Annotated in this window: 18 protein-coding genes; 6 read left to right on the top strand and 12 right to left on the bottom strand. The window is 65.8% G+C overall.

Annotated features, from left to right (window positions below; all coding sequences use genetic code 11):
- Window positions 1–30 precede the first annotated feature (30 nt).
- Window positions 31–957: an AEC family transporter gene (locus E8L99_RS15405; RefSeq protein ID WP_137100381.1), complete on the top strand. Its 927-nt coding sequence runs from the start codon at window positions 31–33 to the stop codon at window positions 955–957.
- Window positions 958–1,022: 65 nt separating this feature from the next.
- Here E8L99_RS15405 and E8L99_RS15400 read toward each other — a convergent pair whose 3' ends face one another.
- The 6 genes from E8L99_RS15400 to rpoZ all read right to left on the bottom strand — a co-directional run bounded on the left by E8L99_RS15400 (window position 1,023) and on the right by rpoZ (window position 5,927).
- Window positions 1,023–1,490 carry a hypothetical protein gene (locus E8L99_RS15400; RefSeq protein WP_137100380.1) on the bottom strand — a complete coding sequence of 156 codons (468 nt, stop codon included), beginning with the start codon at window positions 1,488–1,490 and terminating at the stop codon, window positions 1,023–1,025.
- Between the two features lie 154 nt (window positions 1,491–1,644).
- The gene (gene acpS, locus E8L99_RS15395) at window positions 1,645–2,058 is read right to left on the bottom strand and encodes a holo-ACP synthase (protein ID WP_137100379.1); all 414 of its coding nucleotides are present in this window, start codon (window positions 2,056–2,058) and stop codon (window positions 1,645–1,647) included.
- Window positions 2,059–2,061: 3 nt separating this feature from the next.
- Window positions 2,062–2,514: a hypothetical protein gene (locus E8L99_RS15390; protein WP_137100378.1), complete on the bottom strand. Its 453-nt coding sequence runs from the start codon at window positions 2,512–2,514 to the stop codon at window positions 2,062–2,064.
- Window positions 2,511–3,104, bottom strand: coding sequence for an orotate phosphoribosyltransferase (gene pyrE, locus E8L99_RS15385; RefSeq protein WP_137100377.1), 594 nt, complete (start codon window positions 3,102–3,104; stop codon window positions 2,511–2,513). The genes E8L99_RS15390 and pyrE overlap by 4 nt, the downstream gene beginning before the upstream one ends.
- A gap of 60 nt (window positions 3,105–3,164) precedes the next feature.
- On the bottom strand, window positions 3,165–5,342 hold the full coding sequence (locus E8L99_RS15380; protein WP_137100376.1) for a RelA/SpoT family protein: 2,178 nt from the start codon (window positions 5,340–5,342) through the stop codon (window positions 3,165–3,167).
- Between the two features lie 192 nt (window positions 5,343–5,534).
- A complete protein-coding gene (rpoZ, locus tag E8L99_RS15375; protein WP_137100375.1) occupies window positions 5,535–5,927 on the bottom strand; it encodes a DNA-directed RNA polymerase subunit omega in 393 nt (130 codons plus the stop codon).
- Between the two features lie 179 nt (window positions 5,928–6,106).
- On the opposite strand from rpoZ, the gene E8L99_RS15370 reads away from it, so the two are divergent.
- The 4 genes from E8L99_RS15370 (at window position 6,107) to E8L99_RS15355 (ending at window position 9,409) form a co-directional block, all read left to right on the top strand.
- Window positions 6,107–7,102: a Bug family tripartite tricarboxylate transporter substrate binding protein gene (locus E8L99_RS15370; protein ID WP_168201695.1), complete on the top strand. Its 996-nt coding sequence runs from the start codon at window positions 6,107–6,109 to the stop codon at window positions 7,100–7,102.
- 174 nt (window positions 7,103–7,276) lie between these two features.
- Window positions 7,277–7,936: a LabA-like NYN domain-containing protein gene (locus tag E8L99_RS15365; protein ID WP_137100373.1), complete on the top strand. Its 660-nt coding sequence runs from the start codon at window positions 7,277–7,279 to the stop codon at window positions 7,934–7,936.
- A gap of 4 nt (window positions 7,937–7,940) precedes the next feature.
- Complete coding sequence (locus E8L99_RS15360; protein ID WP_137100372.1) at window positions 7,941–8,579, top strand: uracil-DNA glycosylase; 639 nt, start codon at window positions 7,941–7,943, stop codon at window positions 8,577–8,579.
- A 113-nt stretch (window positions 8,580–8,692) separates the two neighbouring features.
- Window positions 8,693–9,409 carry a superoxide dismutase gene (locus E8L99_RS15355; RefSeq protein ID WP_137100371.1) on the top strand — a complete coding sequence of 239 codons (717 nt, stop codon included), beginning with the start codon at window positions 8,693–8,695 and terminating at the stop codon, window positions 9,407–9,409.
- Window positions 9,410–9,494: 85 nt separating this feature from the next.
- Here the strand turns inward: E8L99_RS15355 and E8L99_RS15350 are convergent, their stop codons facing one another.
- The 3 genes from E8L99_RS15350 to dapA are packed head-to-tail and all read right to left on the bottom strand — an operon-like array spanning window position 9,495 to window position 11,261.
- Window positions 9,495–9,881, bottom strand: a complete 387-nt coding sequence (locus tag E8L99_RS15350) for a VOC family protein (protein WP_137100370.1) — start codon at window positions 9,879–9,881, stop codon at window positions 9,495–9,497.
- A gap of 19 nt (window positions 9,882–9,900) precedes the next feature.
- Window positions 9,901–10,374, bottom strand: a complete 474-nt coding sequence (gene smpB, locus E8L99_RS15345; protein WP_137100369.1) for an SsrA-binding protein SmpB — start codon at window positions 10,372–10,374, stop codon at window positions 9,901–9,903.
- Entirely contained in the window at window positions 10,374–11,261 is an 888-nt protein-coding gene (dapA, locus tag E8L99_RS15340; protein WP_137100368.1) for a 4-hydroxy-tetrahydrodipicolinate synthase, read from the bottom strand. Before dapA ends, smpB begins: the two co-directional genes overlap by 1 nt.
- Window positions 11,262–11,618: 357 nt before the next feature.
- Here dapA and E8L99_RS15335 point away from each other — a divergent pair, with 357 nt between their 5' ends.
- The gene (locus E8L99_RS15335) at window positions 11,619–13,727 is read left to right on the top strand and encodes a lytic transglycosylase domain-containing protein (RefSeq protein WP_137100367.1); all 2,109 of its coding nucleotides are present in this window, start codon (window positions 11,619–11,621) and stop codon (window positions 13,725–13,727) included.
- A 260-nt stretch (window positions 13,728–13,987) separates the two neighbouring features.
- On the opposite strand, the gene E8L99_RS15330 is transcribed toward E8L99_RS15335, so the two are convergent.
- The 3 genes from E8L99_RS15330 to E8L99_RS15320 all read right to left on the bottom strand — a co-directional run bounded on the left by E8L99_RS15330 (window position 13,988) and on the right by E8L99_RS15320 (window position 18,816).
- Window positions 13,988–14,680, bottom strand: coding sequence for an EI24 domain-containing protein (locus E8L99_RS15330; protein WP_168201694.1), 693 nt, complete (start codon window positions 14,678–14,680; stop codon window positions 13,988–13,990).
- Between the two features lie 137 nt (window positions 14,681–14,817).
- On the bottom strand, window positions 14,818–16,341 hold the full coding sequence (locus tag E8L99_RS15325; RefSeq protein ID WP_168201693.1) for an EAL domain-containing protein: 1,524 nt from the start codon (window positions 16,339–16,341) through the stop codon (window positions 14,818–14,820).
- Between the two features lie 192 nt (window positions 16,342–16,533).
- On the bottom strand, window positions 16,534–18,816 hold the full coding sequence (locus tag E8L99_RS15320) for an NADP-dependent malic enzyme (protein ID WP_137100364.1): 2,283 nt from the start codon (window positions 18,814–18,816) through the stop codon (window positions 16,534–16,536).
- Between the last annotated feature and the right edge of the window lie 170 nt (window positions 18,817–18,986).

Genomic DNA, 18,986 nt, shown 5'->3' with positions numbered 1-18,986 from the left:
GCCATCTCCAAGCCCCGATAGCCCGTCCCCATGCCTCCGATCGTCGTCAGCCTCGCTCCGGTCTTCCTGATCATCGTGCTCGGGGCCATCCTGCATTGGCGCGGATTGATGGCGGAAGCCGGCTGGGTCGGCCTGGAGCGGGCGACCTATTACATCTTCTTCCCTGCCATGATCATCATGACGCTGGCCAAGGCAGATCTCAGAACTGTTCCCGTTCTGGCAGTCGCGGTCTCGCTGATCGGCGCGATCCTGATCATGACGGTGCTGCTGCTGGCTCTGCGCCCTGTGCTTGCCCGGTGGACCGGGATGGACGGGCCGGCCTTCACCTCGGTGTTCCAGGGCGCAACACGGTGGAACTCGTTTGTGGCGATTGCCACCGCCGGCGCGCTCTACAGCCAGCTCGGCCTGACACTGACCGCGATCGCGGTCGCCGCGATGATCCCGCTCCTGAACATCCTCGCCGTTGTGATGCTTCAGCATTTTGCCCAAAGCCGCACCGTCGTGCTGGGGCCGACGCTCAAAGCCATCGTCACCAACCCGTTCATCTGGTCGTCGTTCATCGGCATCGTCATCAATGCGTCGGGGCTCCCGGTTCCGATGATCGCAATGCGGTTCGGCGATATCCTGGGTGCAGCAGCGCTGGGCGCGGGGCTGTTGCTGGTCGGCGCGGGCCTCGACGTCAAGGCGGCCCTCAAGCCGCGCATGCTCACGTGGATCACCACGGTCCTGAAGCTCGCCCTCATGCCGGCCATGGCCGGCAGCATCGCCTATGCGCTGGGTGTGACTGGTGCACCGATGCAGGTGGTGCTTCTGTCGGCGGGCATGCCAACAGCCTCCGGCTCTTACATCCTGGCCCGACAGATGGGCGGCGACGCACCGCTGATGGCGGAAATCCTGACGGTCCAGACGCTGGTTGCCGTGCTGACAGTCCCTCTGGTGCTCGCCTTCGGCGGCTGACGCCAAGCGCAAAAGAGAAAGGGCGACCCGAAGGCCGCCCTTTCTTCAGTCCTCAGATCAATGCCTTACGGCATCGGCACGCCGTCGCCATAACCGGGACGACTGCTGCCATAGCCGGGACGATAGCCGCCATAACCGGGACGATTGCTGCCATTCACCGGGGCATGACGATCGACCTCCGGGCGATAGTAGCGCCGCGGAGCAGGGCCATAGCCGTCATCGCGATAGTAGACCCGCGGCGGCGGGGCATAGTAGGCGCGAGGTGCCGGCTCGTAATAGACGCGCGGCGGGGGAGCGTAGTAGCCGCGGCCATAGCCGTAATATTCGTCACGGACCTGGCGCCGCTGATCGGCGGCGATTGCCGCACCGGCGAGACCAATGATTCCGAGCGCCACACCTGCACCAACCGCCGGGCCGTAATTGTAGCCCCGATGATAGCGGCGGTACTGGGCGGCGGCCGGATCGACCGAGATGGCAACACCTGCGGCGACGACCGCACCCACAACGAGCGCCTTGAAAGAGCGGGAAAGCATGAGAATGCTCCTTTCGTCGTTTGCCTGAAAACTCCGTGGCGCGACGCGCCTCGACATCAAGTTCTCTCGTCAAACGTGTGGCAACCTTAGAAGTTCCTCCGTGAACGGCTCCTGAATGGACACAGACCGGATCACGGCTGCGCTCAACGGACGTTCACGCCTGCCCTTCGACCTCGGCAACAGCCTCGATGATCACGAAGGCCTGTGCCAGCGGATAATCATCGGTAATCGTGAGGTGGATCCTGGCCTGATGCCCCGGCGGAATCATGGAGTTCAGCCGATCGAGTGCGCCGTGGGTCAGGACCATGGTCGGTTGTCCGGACCGCAGATTGGCAACCCCCATATCCCGCCAGAATACCCCGCCGCGAATCCCTGTGCCGAGCGCCTTCGCGCAGGCCTCCTTGGCGGCGAAGCGCTTCGCATAGGTCGCGGCACGATGGGCTCGGCCCTCGGCCCGCGCCCTTTCAACCTCAGTGAACAGGCGGTGGGTGAACCTCTCACCATGGCGCTCAAGCGACTTCTCGATCCGGCGGATGTCGATGAGGTCCGAGCCGATGCCAAGGATCATGGATCACGGCCTCCGCAGGGCAAGCCAGGCAAGCGCCAGGCCAGCGGCGGATATTGCGAGGCCAAGCAGAACCAGAGGAAAGCGCTCGCGCGGCGGGTCGTCGAGCACGGTCACATCCTCGCAGGTCGTGCCGGCCACCAGGCGCAGCGTCTCGCGCAGGGGCTTACCATCGGGCGCATGGCGGTAGCGGGGAATGTCGACCTTGCACTCCTGGACCATCGGGCCGATCCGGCGCTCGAATGCATAGGCCGGCACGGCAACCGTATCGCGCGATGAATGGGTCACGACGGAGGACACCCAGCGCGCGGTGACCGTCTCGCTGGTGTCTACCCGCCAGAACTGGATGATCACCCAGGCATTGGGGGCCAGCACGATGAGGCCGGTGACCAGCACGAGCAGCGCAACCGTCAGTTTGGTGCGGCTCGGCCCCGCGCCGGTTTCAGCCGGCATGCTCATGCCTTGACGCCCTGGATGCTGCGCGAGCCAGGTTTGACGGCCGGCAGCCTGGCGAGGTTTTCAGGCAGAGCATCGGCCGCGAAATCCGGGACGTACCACGACAGAAGCGAGACCAGCGGCACGCCGACGTCAACCTTGCCACCCGAGCGGTCGACCAGCACAGCGGCGCCGACGGTGGTTCCGAGATGGCCCTCGATCGCCTCCAGGCATTCGCGGGTCGAGAGGCCGGTGGTGACGATATCCTCGACGACCAGCACGCGGGCGCCCGGCGGGATCTCGAAGCCCCGGCGCAGCTTGAACTTGCCGTCCTCGCGCTCGACAAAGATCGCCTTGGCGCCGAGCTGCCTCGCCGTCTCGTAGCCGGGAACGATGCCGCCAACGGCCGGCGAGACGACATAGTCGATCTGACCGAACGTCGCCTTCACCTTCTCAGCCAGCGCCGCACACAGCCTGGCGGTGCGCTCCGGATCCATGAACACGAACATCTTCTGCAGGAAGACCGGGCTGCGGCGCCCCGACGACAGTATGAAATGGCCTTCGAGCAGGGCGCCCGCGGCGCGGAATTCGGCGAGCACGTCGTCCGGGGTCATGGCGTCAGTTTCCTTCGTGAGTTTGGCGGGATCAACGCCGAACCGCCCGGCCTGTCAACCTCACTCGAAGACGCGGTGGGCGTCGGCGGCGATCGCCAGGCTCTTGATGCCGGCGATGATCGCGTTGAGGTGCTTCAGGTCCCAGACCTCCAGGTCGATCATCACATTGGTATAGTCCGCGGCTTTGCGGTGCATGCGTAGGTTGTCGATATTGCCGTCATTGTCGGCGATGATCTGGGTGATCCGGGCAAGCGATCCCGGCTCGTTCCGGGATTTCACGGCGATGCGCACGGGATAGCGGCTCGGGACCGCACCCTCGATGTCCCAGCGGACATCCAGCCAGCGATCCGGCTCATTGTCGTAGGCAGCCAGCGCCGGCGACTGGATCGGATAGATCGTGATCCCCTCGCCCGGCGTCATGATCCCGACGATGCGGTCGCCGGGCACTGCGCCGCCATCGGCCGCGAAGTGCACGGGCAGATCGAAATTGATGCCGCGGATCGGGATGGCGCCCTCGGTCGCCGGCACCTGGAACTTCAACGCCTCGGTGGAACCGACCCCGAACCAGCCTTCCGTCGGCTTCGGGCCGAGGCTCGGTGCCGCCTTGAAATCGGGATGGACTGCCTTCATCACGTCGTCAGCCGGGATCTCATCGCGCCCGACCGCCCAATAGACGTCCTCCACCGAGGAGCGTGCCAACCGCTTCAAGCCGAGCTTGAGGATGTCGTCGGAGAAAGGCTTGCCGGCTCGGGCAAACAGGCTCTGGACGATGCGCCGGCCAAGTTCGAGATATTGCGCACGGGTTGCGGCACGGGTCGCCCGGCGGATCGCGGACCGGGCCCGGCCTGTGACCACAATGTTTTCCCAGGCCGGCGACGGCGTGGCATGAATGTCGGTGATGATCTCCACCTCGTCGCCGTTCTGCAGCTCGGTGACCAGAGGCCGCTCGACGCCGTTGATGCGGGCGCGAGAGCAGCGATTGCCGATGTCGGTGTGGACCGCATAGGCAAAGTCGATGCAATTGGCCTTGCGCGGCAGGGCGATCAGGCGCCCCTTGGGCGTGAAGCAATAGACCTGGTCGGAGAACAGCTCGAGCTTGGTGTGCTCGAGGAACTCCTCGGGATTGTCGCCATGGGCGAGCATCTCCACTGTATGCCTCAGCCAGGCATAGGCATTGCTCTCGTTCTCGAAGGTCCCGAGTTCAGCGCCGTCCTTGTAGAGCGCATGGGCGGCGATGCCATATTCCGCGACGTCGTGCATGGCGCGCGTCCGGATCTGCATTTCCACGCGCTGGCTGCGCGGTCCGATGACAGTGGTGTGGATCGAGCGGTAGTCGTTGGCCTTTGGTGTCGAGATATAGTCCTTGAAGCGCTGCGGCACGGCCGGCCATGTGGTGTGGACGACGCCAACCGCCCGGTAGCAATCCGCAAGGGTCTCCACGACCACCCGGAAGCCGACGATGTCGGACAATTGCTCGAAGGAGACCGATTTGCGCTCCATCTTGCGATAGATCGAGTAAGGCAGCTTGGCGCGCCCCGAGACCTCCGCCGTGATCCCCTCGCCCGCAAGCTTGGCTGTCAGCTGCCCCTCGATCTCGGCGATGATCTGCGCGTAGAGCTCGCGCTGCCGGTCGAGCCTTGCGGTCAGCGCGCTGTGGGCGACCGCGTTGATCTGCCGGAAGGCGAGGTCCTCGAGCTCCTCGCGCATGTCATGCATGCCCATGCGCCCGGCAAGCGGGGCATAGATGTCGAGGGTTTCCTGGGCAATCCTGTTGCGCTTGGCCGGCGGCACATAGTGCAGGGTGCGCATGTTGTGCAGGCGGTCGGCGAGTTTCACCAACAGGACGCGCACATCGGACGTGATGGCGAGCAGAAGCTTGCGCAGGTTTTCGGCCTGCACGGCCTGTTTCGAGACGAGATCGAGCTTCTTCAGCTTGGTCAGACCGTCGACCAGTTCAGCGATGTTCTCGCCGAACTTCTCGCGAATGTCGTCCTTGGTGGCGTCGGTATCCTCGATCGTGTCGTGGAGCAGCGCCGCCACGATGGTGGCATCGTCGAGCTTCAGGTCGGTGAGGATCGCCGCGACTTCCAGCGGATGGGAGAAATAGGGGTCGCCCGAGGCGCGCTTCTGGTTGCCATGGGCCAGCATGGCATAGACATAGGCGCGGTCGAGCAGAGCCTCATCTGCCTTCGGGTTGTAGCGTTTGACGCGCTCCACCAGCTCGTATTGCCGCATCATGTCAGGCTAATCGACTCCACCGGCGACCAGGGCCTCCATGGCCGCCTCGAGCAACGATATCACCCCCGCTGCCAATGACCGCAAGTCATTGCTGGCTCACGATGCCGGGAGTGCACTCGTTTCCCTCCGGCTCCAAACGCAAAAGGCGGCCCGGAGGCCGCCTTTGTTCAATCCTGCGCGCCATGCGCCGCGTCAGAGACCGTCGTCTTCGTCGGTATCTTCCGGCGGCTTCAGGCCTTCGAGACCGCGCAGCAGGTCTTCCTCGCTCATACGGTCGAGGGCGACGTTCGAATCATCGGAATCCGAACCGCCGGGGGCGGCGATCATCGGAACGGTCTCGGCCTCGGGCTCGTCGACCTCGACATATTTCTGCAGCGAGTGGATCAGGTCTTCCTTGAGATCGTCGGGCGACACCGTCGAATCGGCGATCTCGCGCAATGCCACGACCGGATTCTTGTCGCGATCGCGATCGATGGTCAGGGGCGCGCCGGCCGCCAGCATGCGGGCGCGGTGGCTGGAAAGGAGGACCAGCTCGAAACGGTTGTCGACCTTTTCGATGCAATCTTCGACAGTGACGCGGGCCATGGGTCCGATCCTCTTGGCAGCGCCCACAGGCGGGGCGGATGTCCGGAAAGTCGGGCTGTATAGACGCGTCAGGCCCTTGGAGCAAGCGAAGATCGATCACGGGTGCTTTCCAGCCTCGACCGACAGCGACCCATTGGCTATCGTTCAGCGGATGTTCCCCCTGCAAACCGGCTCACCCCATGTTCACCCTCCCCCGGCTTTCACGGCGCCGGCTGATCGCAGGTCTTGCGGCACTGCCACCGATGGCTGCTGCGCACGCGACCAGCCAGGTGACGCGTGTGGTGATCGCCTTCCCGCCCGGCGGCACCAGCACCGCGTCTATGCGACCGCTGCTGGCCCCTCTGACGGCGGCTCTCGGGGGGCCTGTTCACCTCGACTACAAGCCAGGCGCCGGCGGCGACGTCGCGGCTCTGACCGTCGTCGGTGCCCCGGCGGACGGACGCACGCTGCTGTTCGGCCATGCCGGGCCACTCGCGATCAACCATTACCTGCTCTCCCAGCACTTCTTCGATCCGCTGAAGGATCTGGCGCCGGTCGCCCAGGTCATCTCGTTTCCGATCGTGGTCTGCGCCCATGAGCGGCTGAAGATCACGCGGCTTGAGGACGTCGTGGCCGCCGGCCGAAACCGGGCCCTGGTGACCGGCTCATCGGGCAATGGATCGATCCAGCATCTGGCAAGCGAGGTGCTGCGGCGCGCGCTCGGCTTCCCGACCCTGCATATTCCCTTCGCAGGCGGTGGCCCCCTTCAGGAAGCATTGGTGAAGGGCGCGCTGGATGTCGTCTGCGAGACGGGCTCGAATGTCGTCCAGCATCTGCGCGAGGGGCGGCTCCAGACAATCGGCGTCATGGCCAGGGAACGCCTCGCGATCCTTCCGGATGTGCCGACCTTCGCCGAGCTCGGCCTCCATGGGCTCGATATAGCTGCGTGGTTCGGCCTGCTTGCGCCCGCAGCCACAGCCCCGTCTGTGGTTCAGCAGATTGCTGCGGCCACGCTGCATGCCCTCGCATTACCGGACGTGCGCACCGCCATGATGGAGATTGGCGGGCTGCCGGCCCCACTCGGTCCGGCAGAATTCGCAGCCAAGATTGCGGCCGAGGACACTCGTTGGGAGAAGGTCATCCGCGAAGCACAGATCGCGCCCCTGGGCACCGCGACCGGCCTGCGCACCCGCTGAGGCGATATGCAACACCCCAGATCGCAAGGCCTTGGCGCCCGAGCGGCTTCACGTGCTAGACAAGCGGCGGGCAATTGCGCCCGGCCGAATTCTGCGAAAACCCATTGCCGCCGCGTGGCTGAGATTCCTTGCTACCCCCAGCGCCCGCGCCGCATCGCCTGACAAGGAGCGACCATGTCGCAAGGACAGGAACGCATCGCCCTCTTCATTGATGGCGCCAACCTCTACGCCACGGCCAAGGCGCTTGGCTTCGACATCGATTACCGGCGCCTGCTGCGTGAGTTCCAGGGCCGCGGCTATCTGCTGCGCGCCTACTATTACACCGCGCTGATCGAGGATCAGGAATATTCCTCGATCCGGCCGTTGATCGACTGGCTGGACTACAATGGCTTCACCGTCATCACCAAGACGGCCAAGGAATTCACCGATTCCATGGGCCGGCGGAAGGTGAAGGGCAATATGGACATCGAACTCGCCGTCGATGCCATGGAACTCGCGCCCCGGATCGACCATATCGTGCTCTTCTCGGGCGATGGCGACTTCCGCTCGCTGGTCGAGGCGCTGCAGCGCAAGGGCGTCAAGGTCTCGGTCGTCTCGACGGTTGCCGTCCAGCCCGCGATGATTGCCGATGAACTGCGCCGCCAGGCCGACGAGTTCATCGATCTCGCCCATCTGTCCCAGCGGGTCGGCCGCGACCCGAGCGAGCGCGTTGCACGCCAGGCCGGGCAGGACGTGCCTGGCTTCGTGCGCGAGCGCCCCCGCCCGCCGGCCCGGCCGATCGCGCCGACGACACCCGCCGGATCCGGTCCCGACGACGATTTCGCCGATCGCTGAGACGATGGCTGCAACCGATCCCGGTCGAGACTGCCCGCTCTGCCCGCGGCTGGTGGCGTTTCGCCAGCGCCAGCGCGCCGCCCATCCGGATTGGCAGAACGCCCCCGTCCCCTCCTTCGGGTCGGCGGATGGCAAACTGCTGATCGTCGGGCTCGCGCCGGGCCTGCAGGGGGCCAACAGGACCGGGCGGCCGTTCACCGGCGACTATGCCGGCGACCTGCTGTACGAGACGCTGATCGGCTTCGGGCTTGCCACAGGCACCTATGGCCAGCGACCCGACGATGGGCTGGCCCTTGTCGGGACACGGATCACCAACGCGGTGCGCTGCGTTCCGCCGGAGAACAAGCCGACCACCGAGGAAATCCACACGTGCCGACCCTTCCTCTCCGCCACCCTTGCCGAGATGGGTGCGCTGAAGGCGGTTCTGGCGCTTGGCAAGATCGGCCATGACAGCGTCGTAAGAGCGCTGGGCGAGCGCCCTTCGCGGGTTCCTTTCAAGCATGGCGGCATGCATCGGATCGGCGCGGTGACGCTGTTTTCGAGCTATCATTGCTCGCGCTACAACACCAACACGCGGGTGCTGACGCCAGACATGTTCCGCACCGTGTTCTCCCAGCTCAAGGCCCATCTCGATGCGGCCTGACATGGGGCTCACGGTTTCGTGATGAATGCATGAGGCGTCCAACTGTCGTGTCGGGCGTGTAAGCCAATGGACCGTGCTGCGAGGCGCGGCAAACGACCTACGGGAGAGAACCAATGAACCGTCGTCTTGCCTTGAAGCTGTTTGGCGCTGCTGCCATCGGAGCCACCCTGCCGATCCCCGCCGCGCACCGCGTGTTTGCGCAGGCCGCCAGCGGCCCGTTCACGCTGCCGCCGCTCGGCTATGCCTATGAGGCGCTCGAGCCGCATATCGACACGCAGACCATGACCATTCACCACCAGCGCCACGAGGGTGCCTTCATCGGCAACCTCAACACCTTTGCCGGCCAGTATGCCGCGCTGAAGCCTGATACGATCGAGCCGGTGCTGCGCAAGCTGTCGGACGTGCCGGAGGGCATCCGCACCGGCGTGCGCAACAATGCCGGCGGCCTGTGGAACCACGTGTTCTTCTGGGACATCATGACGCCGGGCGGTGCCAAGGAAGCGACCGGTACGCTGGCCGCCGCGATCAACTCGACCTTCGGCGACCATGCCAAGTTCCGCCAGCAGTTCCAGGCGTCAGCCGTGGGCCGCTTCGGATCGGGCTGGGCCTGGCTGGTGGTCGACAAGGACGGCAAGCTCGCCATCGTCTCGACGCCGAACCAGGACAACCCGCTCATGGACGGTGTCAAGGGCGTGGTGCTCGGCGTCGACGTGTGGGAGCACGCCTACTACCTCAAGTACCAGAACCGCCGCCCGGACTACGTTACGTCCTGGTGGAACACGGTCAACTGGACCAAGGCACAGGCCAACTTCGCCAAGGCCATGGGCTGATCCGGCAGGGCGGCGAAACAGCCCCCCTCGCCGCACGCCAACGACACGCCGCCCTCAGGGGCGGCGTTTTCGTTAGAGCAAGGGCTTATGCCTTGTGATAGCTGAGGAATTCCAGCAGCGAGCCATCGGGATCGCGGAAGTAGACACTGATCGCCGGCCCGCGCACACCATTGGTCGCGACCGGCCCGAGTTCGACGTCGACACCGAGCGCCTTCAGACGCGCGGCGGCGCCTTCGATCGGGCCTTCCCATTCGAAGCAGATGTCGGAATTGCCGGGCATGACCGGCACCTTGGCCACCGCATTGACGTGGCCGATGCCCGGGCCATGACAGTTCAGGCGGATGTCGCCGATCTTGTAGGCAAAGCCCGCGCCCCTCGGCACGATCTCGGCATCGAACACGTCGCGGTAGAACGCGTTGGAGAGCGCCCAGTCGCTCACATGGATGACGACGTGGTCGAGCTTGAAGGCCATGATATCGCTCCGGAAAGGGTCAGCCGCGCTCCCGCATGATGCGGGCCTGGTCGCGCTGCCAGTCGCGCTTCTTCTCGGTATCGCGCTTGTCGTGCAGCTTCTTGCCGCGGGCGAGCGCGATCTGCAGCTTCGCCCTGCCCTGCTCGTTGAAGTACATCTTGAGCGGGATGACGGTCATGCCCTCGCGCTGGACGCCGCCGATCAGCTTGGCGATCTCCTTCTTGTGCAGGAGAAGGCGGCGAGGCCGGCGCGGCTCGTGGTTGAACCGGTTGGCCTGCAGATATTCGGGGATGTTGCAGTTGAACAGGAAGAACTCGCCGCCAGACGGGCCGGCATAGCTCTCGGCGATCGTCGCCTTGGAGGCGCGGAGCGACTTCACCTCGGTGCCGGTCAGCGACAGGCCGGCCTCGAAGGTCTCCATGATCTCATAGTCATAGCGACCGCGCCGGTTCTCCGCGATCGACTTGATCTTGGGTTCGGCCTTCGGCGCCATCAGTTCATCAGACCGGCGTGGACGAGCGCCTTCTTCAAGGCGTCGCGGGTCTGGCTGGTGACGCCGACCATGGGCAGGCGCACCTCGTCCGACATGCGGCCAAGCATGGCAAGCGCCGCCTTGGACGGGCACGGGTTCGGCTCGAGGAACACGGCCTGGTGCAGCGGGAAGAGCTTGTCCTGCAGCTTGAGCGCCTTGGCATAGTCACCGGCCATGCAGGCGTTCTGGAACTCGGCGCAAAGCCTAGGCGCGACATTGGCCGTCACCGAGATGCAGCCATGGCCGCCATGGGCCATGTGCGCGAGCGCGGTGCCGTCCTCGCCCGAGAGCTGGATGAAGTCGGCGCCACAGGCCTCACGCTGGGCCGAGACGCGGTCGAGCTTGGCGGTGGCGTCCTTGACGCCGACGATATTCGGGATCGCGGCGAGCCTGGCCATGGTCTCCACCGACATGTCCACCACCGAGCGCGGCGGGATGTTGTAGATGAAGATCGGCAGGCTGGTCGCCTCGGCTATCGCCTTGAAATGCTGGAACAAACCCTCCTGGCTGGGCTTGTTGTAGTAAGGCGTGACATGCAGCAGCGCCTGCGCGCCCACCTTCTCCGCATGCTGGGAGAACTCGATCGCGTCGAGCGTGTTGTTGGAGCCGGCGCCGGCGATCACCGGCACGCGGCCGCGCGCCTCGTCGATCGCCATCTCGATGACGCGCTTGTGCTCGTCATGGGTCAGCGTCGGGCTCTCGCCCGTGGTGCCGACCGGCACGATGCCATGCGAGCCCTCGGTGATGACCCAGTCCACATGGGCGCGAAAGGCCTTCTCGTCGACCTTGCCGTCCTTGAACGGGGTGACGAGGGCGGGGATCGAACCCTTGAACGGATTGGCGGACATAACGAGCTCCGGAACGGGAGATCGCGCTCCGGACGAGCCCGGTGCGCTGCGGCCGGACACAAAGCCCCGAAGCCGCCAAAAGGTCAAGTACATCATGGCTCAAGCCGAGGGGCCGCAGGGCCGGGGCGCGGTGGCCACAGGCGCGGCGATCAGGAGCCGACCTGGAACAGGAGAGAGGTGTCGCTCCACCTCGTCGCCCTGACCTCGCCACTAACCAATGCTTAACCAGGTTCGCCGAACGCCCCCCTGTCCGTTCAGGACTCGTCAAGGAAAACAGCCTGATAACCAAGCTCACAAGGGCCGGTATCGCCGTTTGCGATGGGCCCGTTCGCGTCGCGTATCAGGACGGGTCTTCCCATGGTGCCGATTAGTGGCCGTCTGCCCCGCTTTTTATTGTCCGCCGGCCTGGTCGTCGGCGCGATCGTGCTGCGCGAACCTTTCTCCTCCTCCGCCCTTGCCCAGGAGAGCGACGGCGACACGCCGCTGCATCTCCTCACCTTTGCCCGCAACACCGCCCCGGACACGACCGGCTCGGTGAGCGCGGCCGAACGCGCCTGGCGCCCGACCGGTCCGTCGACGGGCACGGCGGATGCCGCGGCCCTTGGACGGATCATTGCAGCGGCCAAGGCCGGCCGGATCGAACAGGCGACCGCGGCCCGAGGCCAGCTAACCGACCCGGTCGCGCGCGTGGTCGCCGAATGGGCGATCCTGCGTTCGGCCGAAACTCCGGGCTTTGCCCGTCTTTCGGCCTTCCTACGCGAGAATCCCGGCTTTCCTGCGGCACAGCGCATCCGCATGCGGGCCGAGGGCACGCTGCTGGAAGAGAATATCGACGGCGCCACCGTCCGCGCCTTCTATGGCAACCGCCAGCCGACCTCCGCCAAGGGACGCATCGCGCTGGCGCTGGCCCTGAAGCGGGCTGGCGACACGGAGCGGGCGAACCGGCTCGCCCGCGAGACCTGGCGCGCATTCGATCTCTCGGCCGAGACCGAACAGGCCCTGCTCGGCGGCTTTGCCTCGGCGATCAGCCATGCCGACCACAAGGCCCGGATGGATCGCATGCTGCACGAGGAGCAGGAGGCGACCGCGATCCGTGCCGCGCAACGGCTTGGCCCCGGACAGGTGGCAATCGCCCGCGCCTTCCTGGCCATCGGCGCCCGCCGCTCCAATGGTGGCGCGCTTCTCGCCCATGTGCCGGCCTCGCTGCACCATGACCCCGCCTATCTGTTCGCGAAGGCCCAGTGGCTCCGCCGCGAGGACCGGGCGACGGAAGCCGCAGCCATCCTGATCAATGCCCCGCGCGATCCCGCCATCCTTGGCAAGGCCGAGGACTGGTGGACCGAGCGGCGCGTCATGGTGCGCAAGCTGATCGATGCCGGCGACGCGCGCACCGCTTACCGGGTCGCCTCCACCCATGCGGTGCGCGAGGGCGCGTCGCGCGTCGATGCCGAGTTCCATGCCGGTTGGGTCGCTTTGCGCCATCTCAACGATGCCGGCGCCGGCCTCCGCCATTTCGAGGCCGCCCGCGCCGCTGCCCACACGCCCATGTCGCAGTCGCGTGCCCTCTACTGGATCGGCCGGGCCCATGAGGCGCAGAGCCACCAGGCCGAGGCCCGCCGCGCCTATGAGCAGGCGGCCCGCCATTCAACCCACTATTACGGCCAGCTCGCCCGCGCCAAACTCGGCCTGACCGACCTGCCCGTCCGCCGCCCGCAGGAATCCGCAGAAATGGGCGGCCCGCTCGTCCGCGCCGTCAATCTGCTCTATGCAGCGGGCGAACCGGATCTGGCACGTGTGATCCTCGCCGATCTCGGACTGCGCGCCACCGACCAGGGCCAGTTGAGCGGCGCCGCCGAGATCGCAGCGCGCAACAATGACGCCAAGGGGGTTTTGACCCTTGGCAAGCTCGCCAACAATCGCGGCCTGCCCTTTGACACCCATGCCTTCCCGACGCTCGGCATTCCCGCCTATACCCATGTCGGGCCGGAGATCGACCGGTCCGTGGTCTATGCCATCGCGCGCCAGGAATCGACGTTCGACCCGCGCGCCCTTAGCCATGCCGGGGCCCGCGGCCTGCTGCAGCTCATGCCGGCTACCGCACGCGCGACCGCCCGCACCTATGGCGTCGCCTTCGACCAGGCCCGGCTGCTTTCCGACCCCGCCTACAATGCGCGGATCGGCGCTGCCCATCTCGGCGAGCTCGTGGCCGAGTTCAACGGCAGCTACATCCTGACCTTCGTCGCCTACAATGCCGGCCGGTCGCGGGCCCGCGAATGGATCGAGAAATACGGCGATCCGCGCAGCCCGAACGTCGATCCGGTCGACTGGGTCGAGCGCATCCCCTTCTCGGAGACCCGCAACTACGTGCAGCGCGTGATGGAGAATGTGCAGGTCTATCGCGCCCGCCTCGGCGGCGGGTCGGGGCTCCGGATCGAGGCCGATCTGCGGCGCGGCCGGACCAACTGAGGGCGGGCGGCCCCCGGCGAATGGGGGTCCTTGAACGCCTGAAACGCCGGGCGCGCTTCTCACCTCTCCCCGCGCGCGGGGAGAGGTAAAGCACCGCGCGTGGCTTTTCGGCCGTGCAGATCCAGATTCCACCCTTTCATATCCAGATTCGCATTTGGCGAAATTCGCTCACATTCTGAATCACTTGAGCGGCTGCGTTGAACTTCTGATTCTGATTCCGCTGCTTCAGAAACGGATTCAGCGGTCCGATGCCGGAAGGCTCAGGACGGCTCATCCATCAAGCGCTGGGACAGATGGATCATCAGCGTGCTGCCAAATGTCGGCACGACCACGTTGATCACCGGCACGGCCGACAGCGCGACGATCGCTCCACCCGCAGCCCAGATTGCCCAGCGAAACTGCGCCATCAGGCGCGCCCTCTCCTCGTCCGAACGGGATGCATTGACCATCGCGAAGTAGCTTCGACCGACATTGCGGCTGTTCACCAGGAAGATCGCCGCCGGGCCGACGACCGGGACCAGCGCGAACGGCAGCATGACCAGATTGGTCAGCAGGCTTCTGGTCGCGAGACCCGCCGAGGCACCGAGGTTGCTTGCCCCGTCCGGCCCCTGACGCCGCGAAAGGCCGGACGCGAGCGTCGGCGGAATGACGAGGGCAGCAACCTCATTCAGGTAATTGCCGGCAACGAAGCGGAGAACCGGCAGCGTCAGCGCGATCATCAACACGACGAGGCCGAGGCCCGCAGCGAGGTTGAGGACGGTCGCCGCCCAGCCGTCGGGCGCAACCCAGGCATGGCTGGCCAGCCAGCCGAGCAGCCACCAGCGATAGGCCAGATAAAGCAGGCCCCACAGCGCCACCAGCAGGACGACCGCCAGCATCACCGATTTGGCCAGGACATGCCGGAATTCCGGCGAGGCAATCTGGCGCAATGTCACCTTGATGATGTCCAGCATCGCCACCCCCGCTGCGCAAGGGATCGCCCGGAGCGATGCCTCGTCGACCATCGTCGATCTGACGTAACGGAAGTCGCCTTCGGTAGACAAGTGCCTTCTGCGCGGAGGGCGACGCCTGAAGGGCGCGGCAGGTCACCTCAGCCGCGGAGCGCTTTCTTGACCGGCTGGCTGTCGGTGACCGCCGGCTCCATGGCCTCGACCAGTTGCACGAAGGACGAGCCCGGCAGTGGCGGCGAGAACACATAGCCCTGGGCCTGGCGGACACCGCGGCGGCGCAGGGCCTCGACCTGGGCGAAGGTCTCGACGCCTTCGGCGACCACGTCCATGTTGAGATGGGCGGCAAGGTCGATCAGGCTGTCGACGATGGCGGTCGACTGGCGCTCGGCGCCCAGCGCGTCAATGAACAGCTTGTCGATCTTCATGACATCGACACCGAGCTTGAGGAGATAGCTCATGCCGCCGTGGCCGGTGCCGACGTCGTCAAGGGCCACGCGGACCCCCATGGCCTGCAGGCTGGCGATGATGTTGCGGGCCGTGTCCATGTCCGGCAGCGCATCGCGCTCCGTCACCTCGAGCAGCACCTGGCTCAGGTGCATCTGCGAGCGCTGGAAGATCTCCTGAACGTCGTCGACGATCTTGTCGTCCTGGAAATGGGCGGCGCACAGGTTGAAGCCGCATTTGAGCGACGGGCGCGTTGCGTAGGACGGTCCGAGTTCGGCGGCGGCCTGGCGCATCAGCGACAGAGTCAGCGGGAAGATGAAGCCGGACCGCTCGGCCTCGCCGATGAACGAGCCCGGCGGGATCATCTGCCCATCGGCCTTGCGCCAGCGCACCAGCACCTCGCAGCCGCAGATGCGGCCGGTGTCGATGTCGACGATCGGCTGGTAATAGGGAATGAACTCGCCGCGATCGAGAGCGCGTTGCATGCCGGCGATCGGGTCATCGCCGCGACGGCGGGCGTTGAGCACGATCAGCCAGGCAATCAGCAGACCGAAGGCACCGGCAATGGCGATGGCGATGAGGTAGACGTGGGAGTGCGCCTGCCGCCAGACCTGCCCCGAGGCTGCGACCAGCACGCGGACCGGATAGCGGCGGGACGTTGCTGCGCCACGGGTGTCCTTGCCGCTGTTCTCGGCGCCCTCGAAGCCCTCCGAGATCATGCGAACGCTTTCGCCCGCCTCGATCTGGACCCCGAGCCCGGTCTCTCCCGTGCGGATCATGGTCGATGGCACGAACAGTTCGACCGGAATGAGCCCGCCGAAAGCCTGCTGGCGATCGCGCCTCATGATGACGCGCAGCACGCGGCGATCTGTCGGCGGCACGACTGCGATCGACAAAAAGATGTCCTGCTGAGACGTCGGCTGCATGGTGCCGATTGTCTGCATCTGCATGATATCGACGTTGTTGCTGCAGCGGATCCTGTCGTCCGGCCCGAAAACGGCGACTTCCTTCAGGACCGGCGAGTTGAACACCAGCAGCCGGAGACGATCGCGCGCTTGCGGGCCGCAGACATCGTCGGGGCTGGCCGCAAGCGTGCGCAGATTGGCGGATGCGCGGTCGATCGATCCGTCGATGCGCTGAACAACCAGTTCAGCGGTGGCGGCAAGATGCTGCTGCAAGCCATAGTGCAGATAGGTTTCGGCGCCGACATAGCCGGTCACGGGCGCCAAAACCGCGATGACCGCGGCCGCCAGAAGATTCAGGCCCCTTGCCCCGAAATCCGCGCCCAAAGCAGCCCCGCTGCGCTGTCTCCGCGACCCCCGACCAGCCGGGAGATCAACAAGACAATTCAGCACTTTAGATGGATCGCCTTAATGGTCCCTTGACTGCCGTTACGTCATGTAACAGCTGAATCACTCGCGGCCCTGGGCTTCCACGACGGCGAGCGCGGTCATGTTGACGACGCCGCGCGCGGTCACCGACGAGGTCAGGATATGGGCGGGCTTGGCCTGGCCGATCAGGATCGGGCCAACAGGCAGTGCGTCGGCCAGCACCTTGATGACCTGGAAAGCAATATTGGCAGCCGCCATGTTGGGCATGATCATGACATTGGCGACGCCGGTGAGGCGCGACTGCGGGAAGACGCGCTCGCGCAGGTCCGGCAGCAGTGCCGTGTCGGCGTGCATCTCGCCGTCGACCTCCAGTTCCGGCGCGCGCTCCCAGATCATCTTCAGCGCCAGCTGCAGCTTCTCGGCGTCGGCATCGTCGTAGGAGCCGAAATCCGAATGGCTGACCATGGCGATCTTCGGCTCGAGGCCGAAGCGGCGGACATGGGCGGCGGCGGCGATCGTCATGTCGGCCAGTTCGGCCGGCGTCGGATTGGTGCTGACATGGGTGTCGGCGATGAACAGCGGCCCCTTGGACGTGATCAGCAAGGACAGCGCGGCAAGGGCGTTGGCCCCCTGCTTCAGGCCGATCACCTGGCGGATATGGCGCAGATGGGTGTTGAACCGGCCTTCCACGCCGCAGATCAACGCGTCGACGTCGCCACGCTGCAGTGCAACCGCAGCGATTGCCGAGTTCGACGTGCGAATGATGGTGCGCGCAGCATCGGGGGTGACGCCGCGCCGGCCGACACGCTCGTTGTAGGTCGCGACATAGTCGCGGTAGCGCGGATCGGATTGCGGATCGATCAGCTCGAAGTCGCGGCCGATCTTGATCGACAGGCCGAAGCGCTCCAAGCGCTGCTCGACCACCGCCGGGCGGCCGATGAGCACCGGGAAGGCCAGCCCGTCCTCGACCACGACCTGGGCGGCGCGCAGGATGCGCTCGTCCTCGCCCTCGGCATAGATGACGCGCTTCGGCGCCTGCTTGGCCTTGTCGAAGACCGGCTTCATCAGGAGGCCGGAGCGGAACACGAAGCGCGAGAGCTCGGCGTGGTAGGCGTCGAAATCCTTGATCGGGCGGGTGGCGACGCCGGTCTCCATGGCCGCCTTCGCGACAGCCGGCGCGATGCGCAGGATCAGCCGGGGGTCGAAGGGCGACGGGATCAGGCTGCCCGATCCGAAGGTTCCGACCTCGCCGCCATAGGCACGCGCCACCACATCGGACGGCGCTTCGCGGGCAAGGCCCGCAATGGCGCGCACGGCTGCGAGCTTCATCGGCTCGTTGATGGCGGTCGCGCCGCAATCCAGCGCGCCGCGGAAGATGTAGGGGAAGCAGAGGACGTTGTTGACCTGGTTGGGGAAATCCGACCGTCCGGTGCAGATCATGGCATCCGGACGCACGGCGCGCGCCTCGTCCGGCATGATCTCCGGATTGGGGTTGGCGAGCGCCATGATCAGCGGGCCCTTGGCCATCTTCTGGACCATGGAGGGCTTCAGCACATTGGCGGCCGAGACGCCGAGGAAGATGTCGGCATCGCCGATGATGTCGTCGAGGGTGCGGGCGTTGGTGTCCTTGGCATAGACCTCCTTGTAGGGGTCCATCAGCTTCTCGCGGCCCTTGTAGACCACGCCCTCAAGGTCAGAGACCCAGATGTTCTCGACCTTGGCTCCGAGTTCGCGGAGCAGATTGAGGCAGGCGATGGCCGCAGCGCCCGCGCCGGACGCGACGATCTTCACGTCCTCGAATTTCTTGCCCATCAGTTCCAGCGCATTGGTGACGGCCGCGCCGACGATGATGGCGGTGCCGTGCTGGTCGTCATGGAACACCGGGATCGCCATGCGCTCGCGCAGGCGCCGCTCGACCTCGAAACATTCCGGGGCCTTGATGTCCTCGAGATTGATGCCGCCGAAGGTCGGCTCCAGCGCTGCCACCACATCGACGATGCGGTCGATCTCGAGCGCGTCGATCTCGATATCGAAGACGTCGATGCCGGCGAATTTCTTGAACAGGACCGCCTTGCCCTCCATGACCGGCTTGGAGGCGAGCGGGCCGATATTGCCGAGGCCGAGGACCGCGGTGCCGTTGGAAATGACGGCGACGAGATTGGCGCGGATGGTCAGTTCGGCGGCAGCCGAGGGATCGGCGACGATCGCCTCGCAGGCAGCCGCAACGCCCGGCGAATAGGCCAGCGCCAGATCACGCTGGTTGCCGAGCGGCTTGGTTGCCTGGATCTCCAGTTTTCCGGGCTTCGGCAGCCGGTGGTAGACCAGTGCGCCGGTTTTCAGATCGTCGGTGATGGTCTTGGACATGGAAAATACCCCCGTCAGGCGGTGATGCGCCTGCAAGACGCGCCGGGTCAACTCTGTCAGGATTCATGCTGAGGCAGAACGACTCTGATGTGACGAGCATCCTTGCCACGGGGGAAAAGACAAGGCCACGCCCCTTGGCCGTTGCGGGCGGCGCGCGCAGGGGTTATCCG

The organism is Phreatobacter aquaticus (assembly GCF_005160265.1).
GTDB lineage: Bacteria > Pseudomonadota > Alphaproteobacteria > Rhizobiales > Phreatobacteraceae > Phreatobacter > Phreatobacter aquaticus.
Note: the sequence above shows the minus strand (reverse complement) of the source record. Positions and strands in the feature narration are given on the sequence as shown.

What these genes read in the sequence shown, in the direction of transcription:
- E8L99_RS15320 (WP_137100364.1), bottom strand. Translation starts at nt 18,816, where the DNA reads ATGTCCAAGACCATCACCGACGATCTGAAAACCGGCGCACTGGTCTAC.
- E8L99_RS15405 (WP_137100381.1), top strand. Translation starts at nt 31, where the DNA reads ATGCCTCCGATCGTCGTCAGCCTCGCTCCGGTCTTCCTGATCATCGTG.
- acpS (WP_137100379.1), bottom strand. Translation starts at nt 2,058, where the DNA reads ATGATCCTTGGCATCGGCTCGGACCTCATCGACATCCGCCGGATCGAG.
- E8L99_RS15380 (WP_137100376.1), bottom strand. Translation starts at nt 5,342, where the DNA reads ATGATGCGGCAATACGAGCTGGTGGAGCGCGTCAAACGCTACAACCCG.
- E8L99_RS15365 (WP_137100373.1), top strand. Translation starts at nt 7,277, where the DNA reads ATGTCGCAAGGACAGGAACGCATCGCCCTCTTCATTGATGGCGCCAAC.
- E8L99_RS15335 (WP_137100367.1), top strand. Translation starts at nt 11,619, where the DNA reads ATGGTGCCGATTAGTGGCCGTCTGCCCCGCTTTTTATTGTCCGCCGGC.
- smpB (WP_137100369.1), bottom strand. Translation starts at nt 10,374, where the DNA reads ATGGCGCCGAAGGCCGAACCCAAGATCAAGTCGATCGCGGAGAACCGG.
- E8L99_RS15370 (WP_168201695.1), top strand. Translation starts at nt 6,107, where the DNA reads ATGTTCACCCTCCCCCGGCTTTCACGGCGCCGGCTGATCGCAGGTCTT.
- E8L99_RS15390 (WP_137100378.1), bottom strand. Translation starts at nt 2,514, where the DNA reads ATGAGCATGCCGGCTGAAACCGGCGCGGGGCCGAGCCGCACCAAACTG.
- dapA (WP_137100368.1), bottom strand. Translation starts at nt 11,261, where the DNA reads ATGTCCGCCAATCCGTTCAAGGGTTCGATCCCCGCCCTCGTCACCCCG.
- pyrE (WP_137100377.1), bottom strand. Translation starts at nt 3,104, where the DNA reads ATGACCCCGGACGACGTGCTCGCCGAATTCCGCGCCGCGGGCGCCCTG.
- E8L99_RS15330 (WP_168201694.1), bottom strand. Translation starts at nt 14,680, where the DNA reads ATGCTGGACATCATCAAGGTGACATTGCGCCAGATTGCCTCGCCGGAA.
- E8L99_RS15350 (WP_137100370.1), bottom strand. Translation starts at nt 9,881, where the DNA reads ATGGCCTTCAAGCTCGACCACGTCGTCATCCATGTGAGCGACTGGGCG.
- E8L99_RS15360 (WP_137100372.1), top strand. Translation starts at nt 7,941, where the DNA reads ATGGCTGCAACCGATCCCGGTCGAGACTGCCCGCTCTGCCCGCGGCTG.
- E8L99_RS15400 (WP_137100380.1), bottom strand. Translation starts at nt 1,490, where the DNA reads ATGCTTTCCCGCTCTTTCAAGGCGCTCGTTGTGGGTGCGGTCGTCGCC.
- rpoZ (WP_137100375.1), bottom strand. Translation starts at nt 5,927, where the DNA reads ATGGCCCGCGTCACTGTCGAAGATTGCATCGAAAAGGTCGACAACCGT.
- E8L99_RS15355 (WP_137100371.1), top strand. Translation starts at nt 8,693, where the DNA reads ATGAACCGTCGTCTTGCCTTGAAGCTGTTTGGCGCTGCTGCCATCGGA.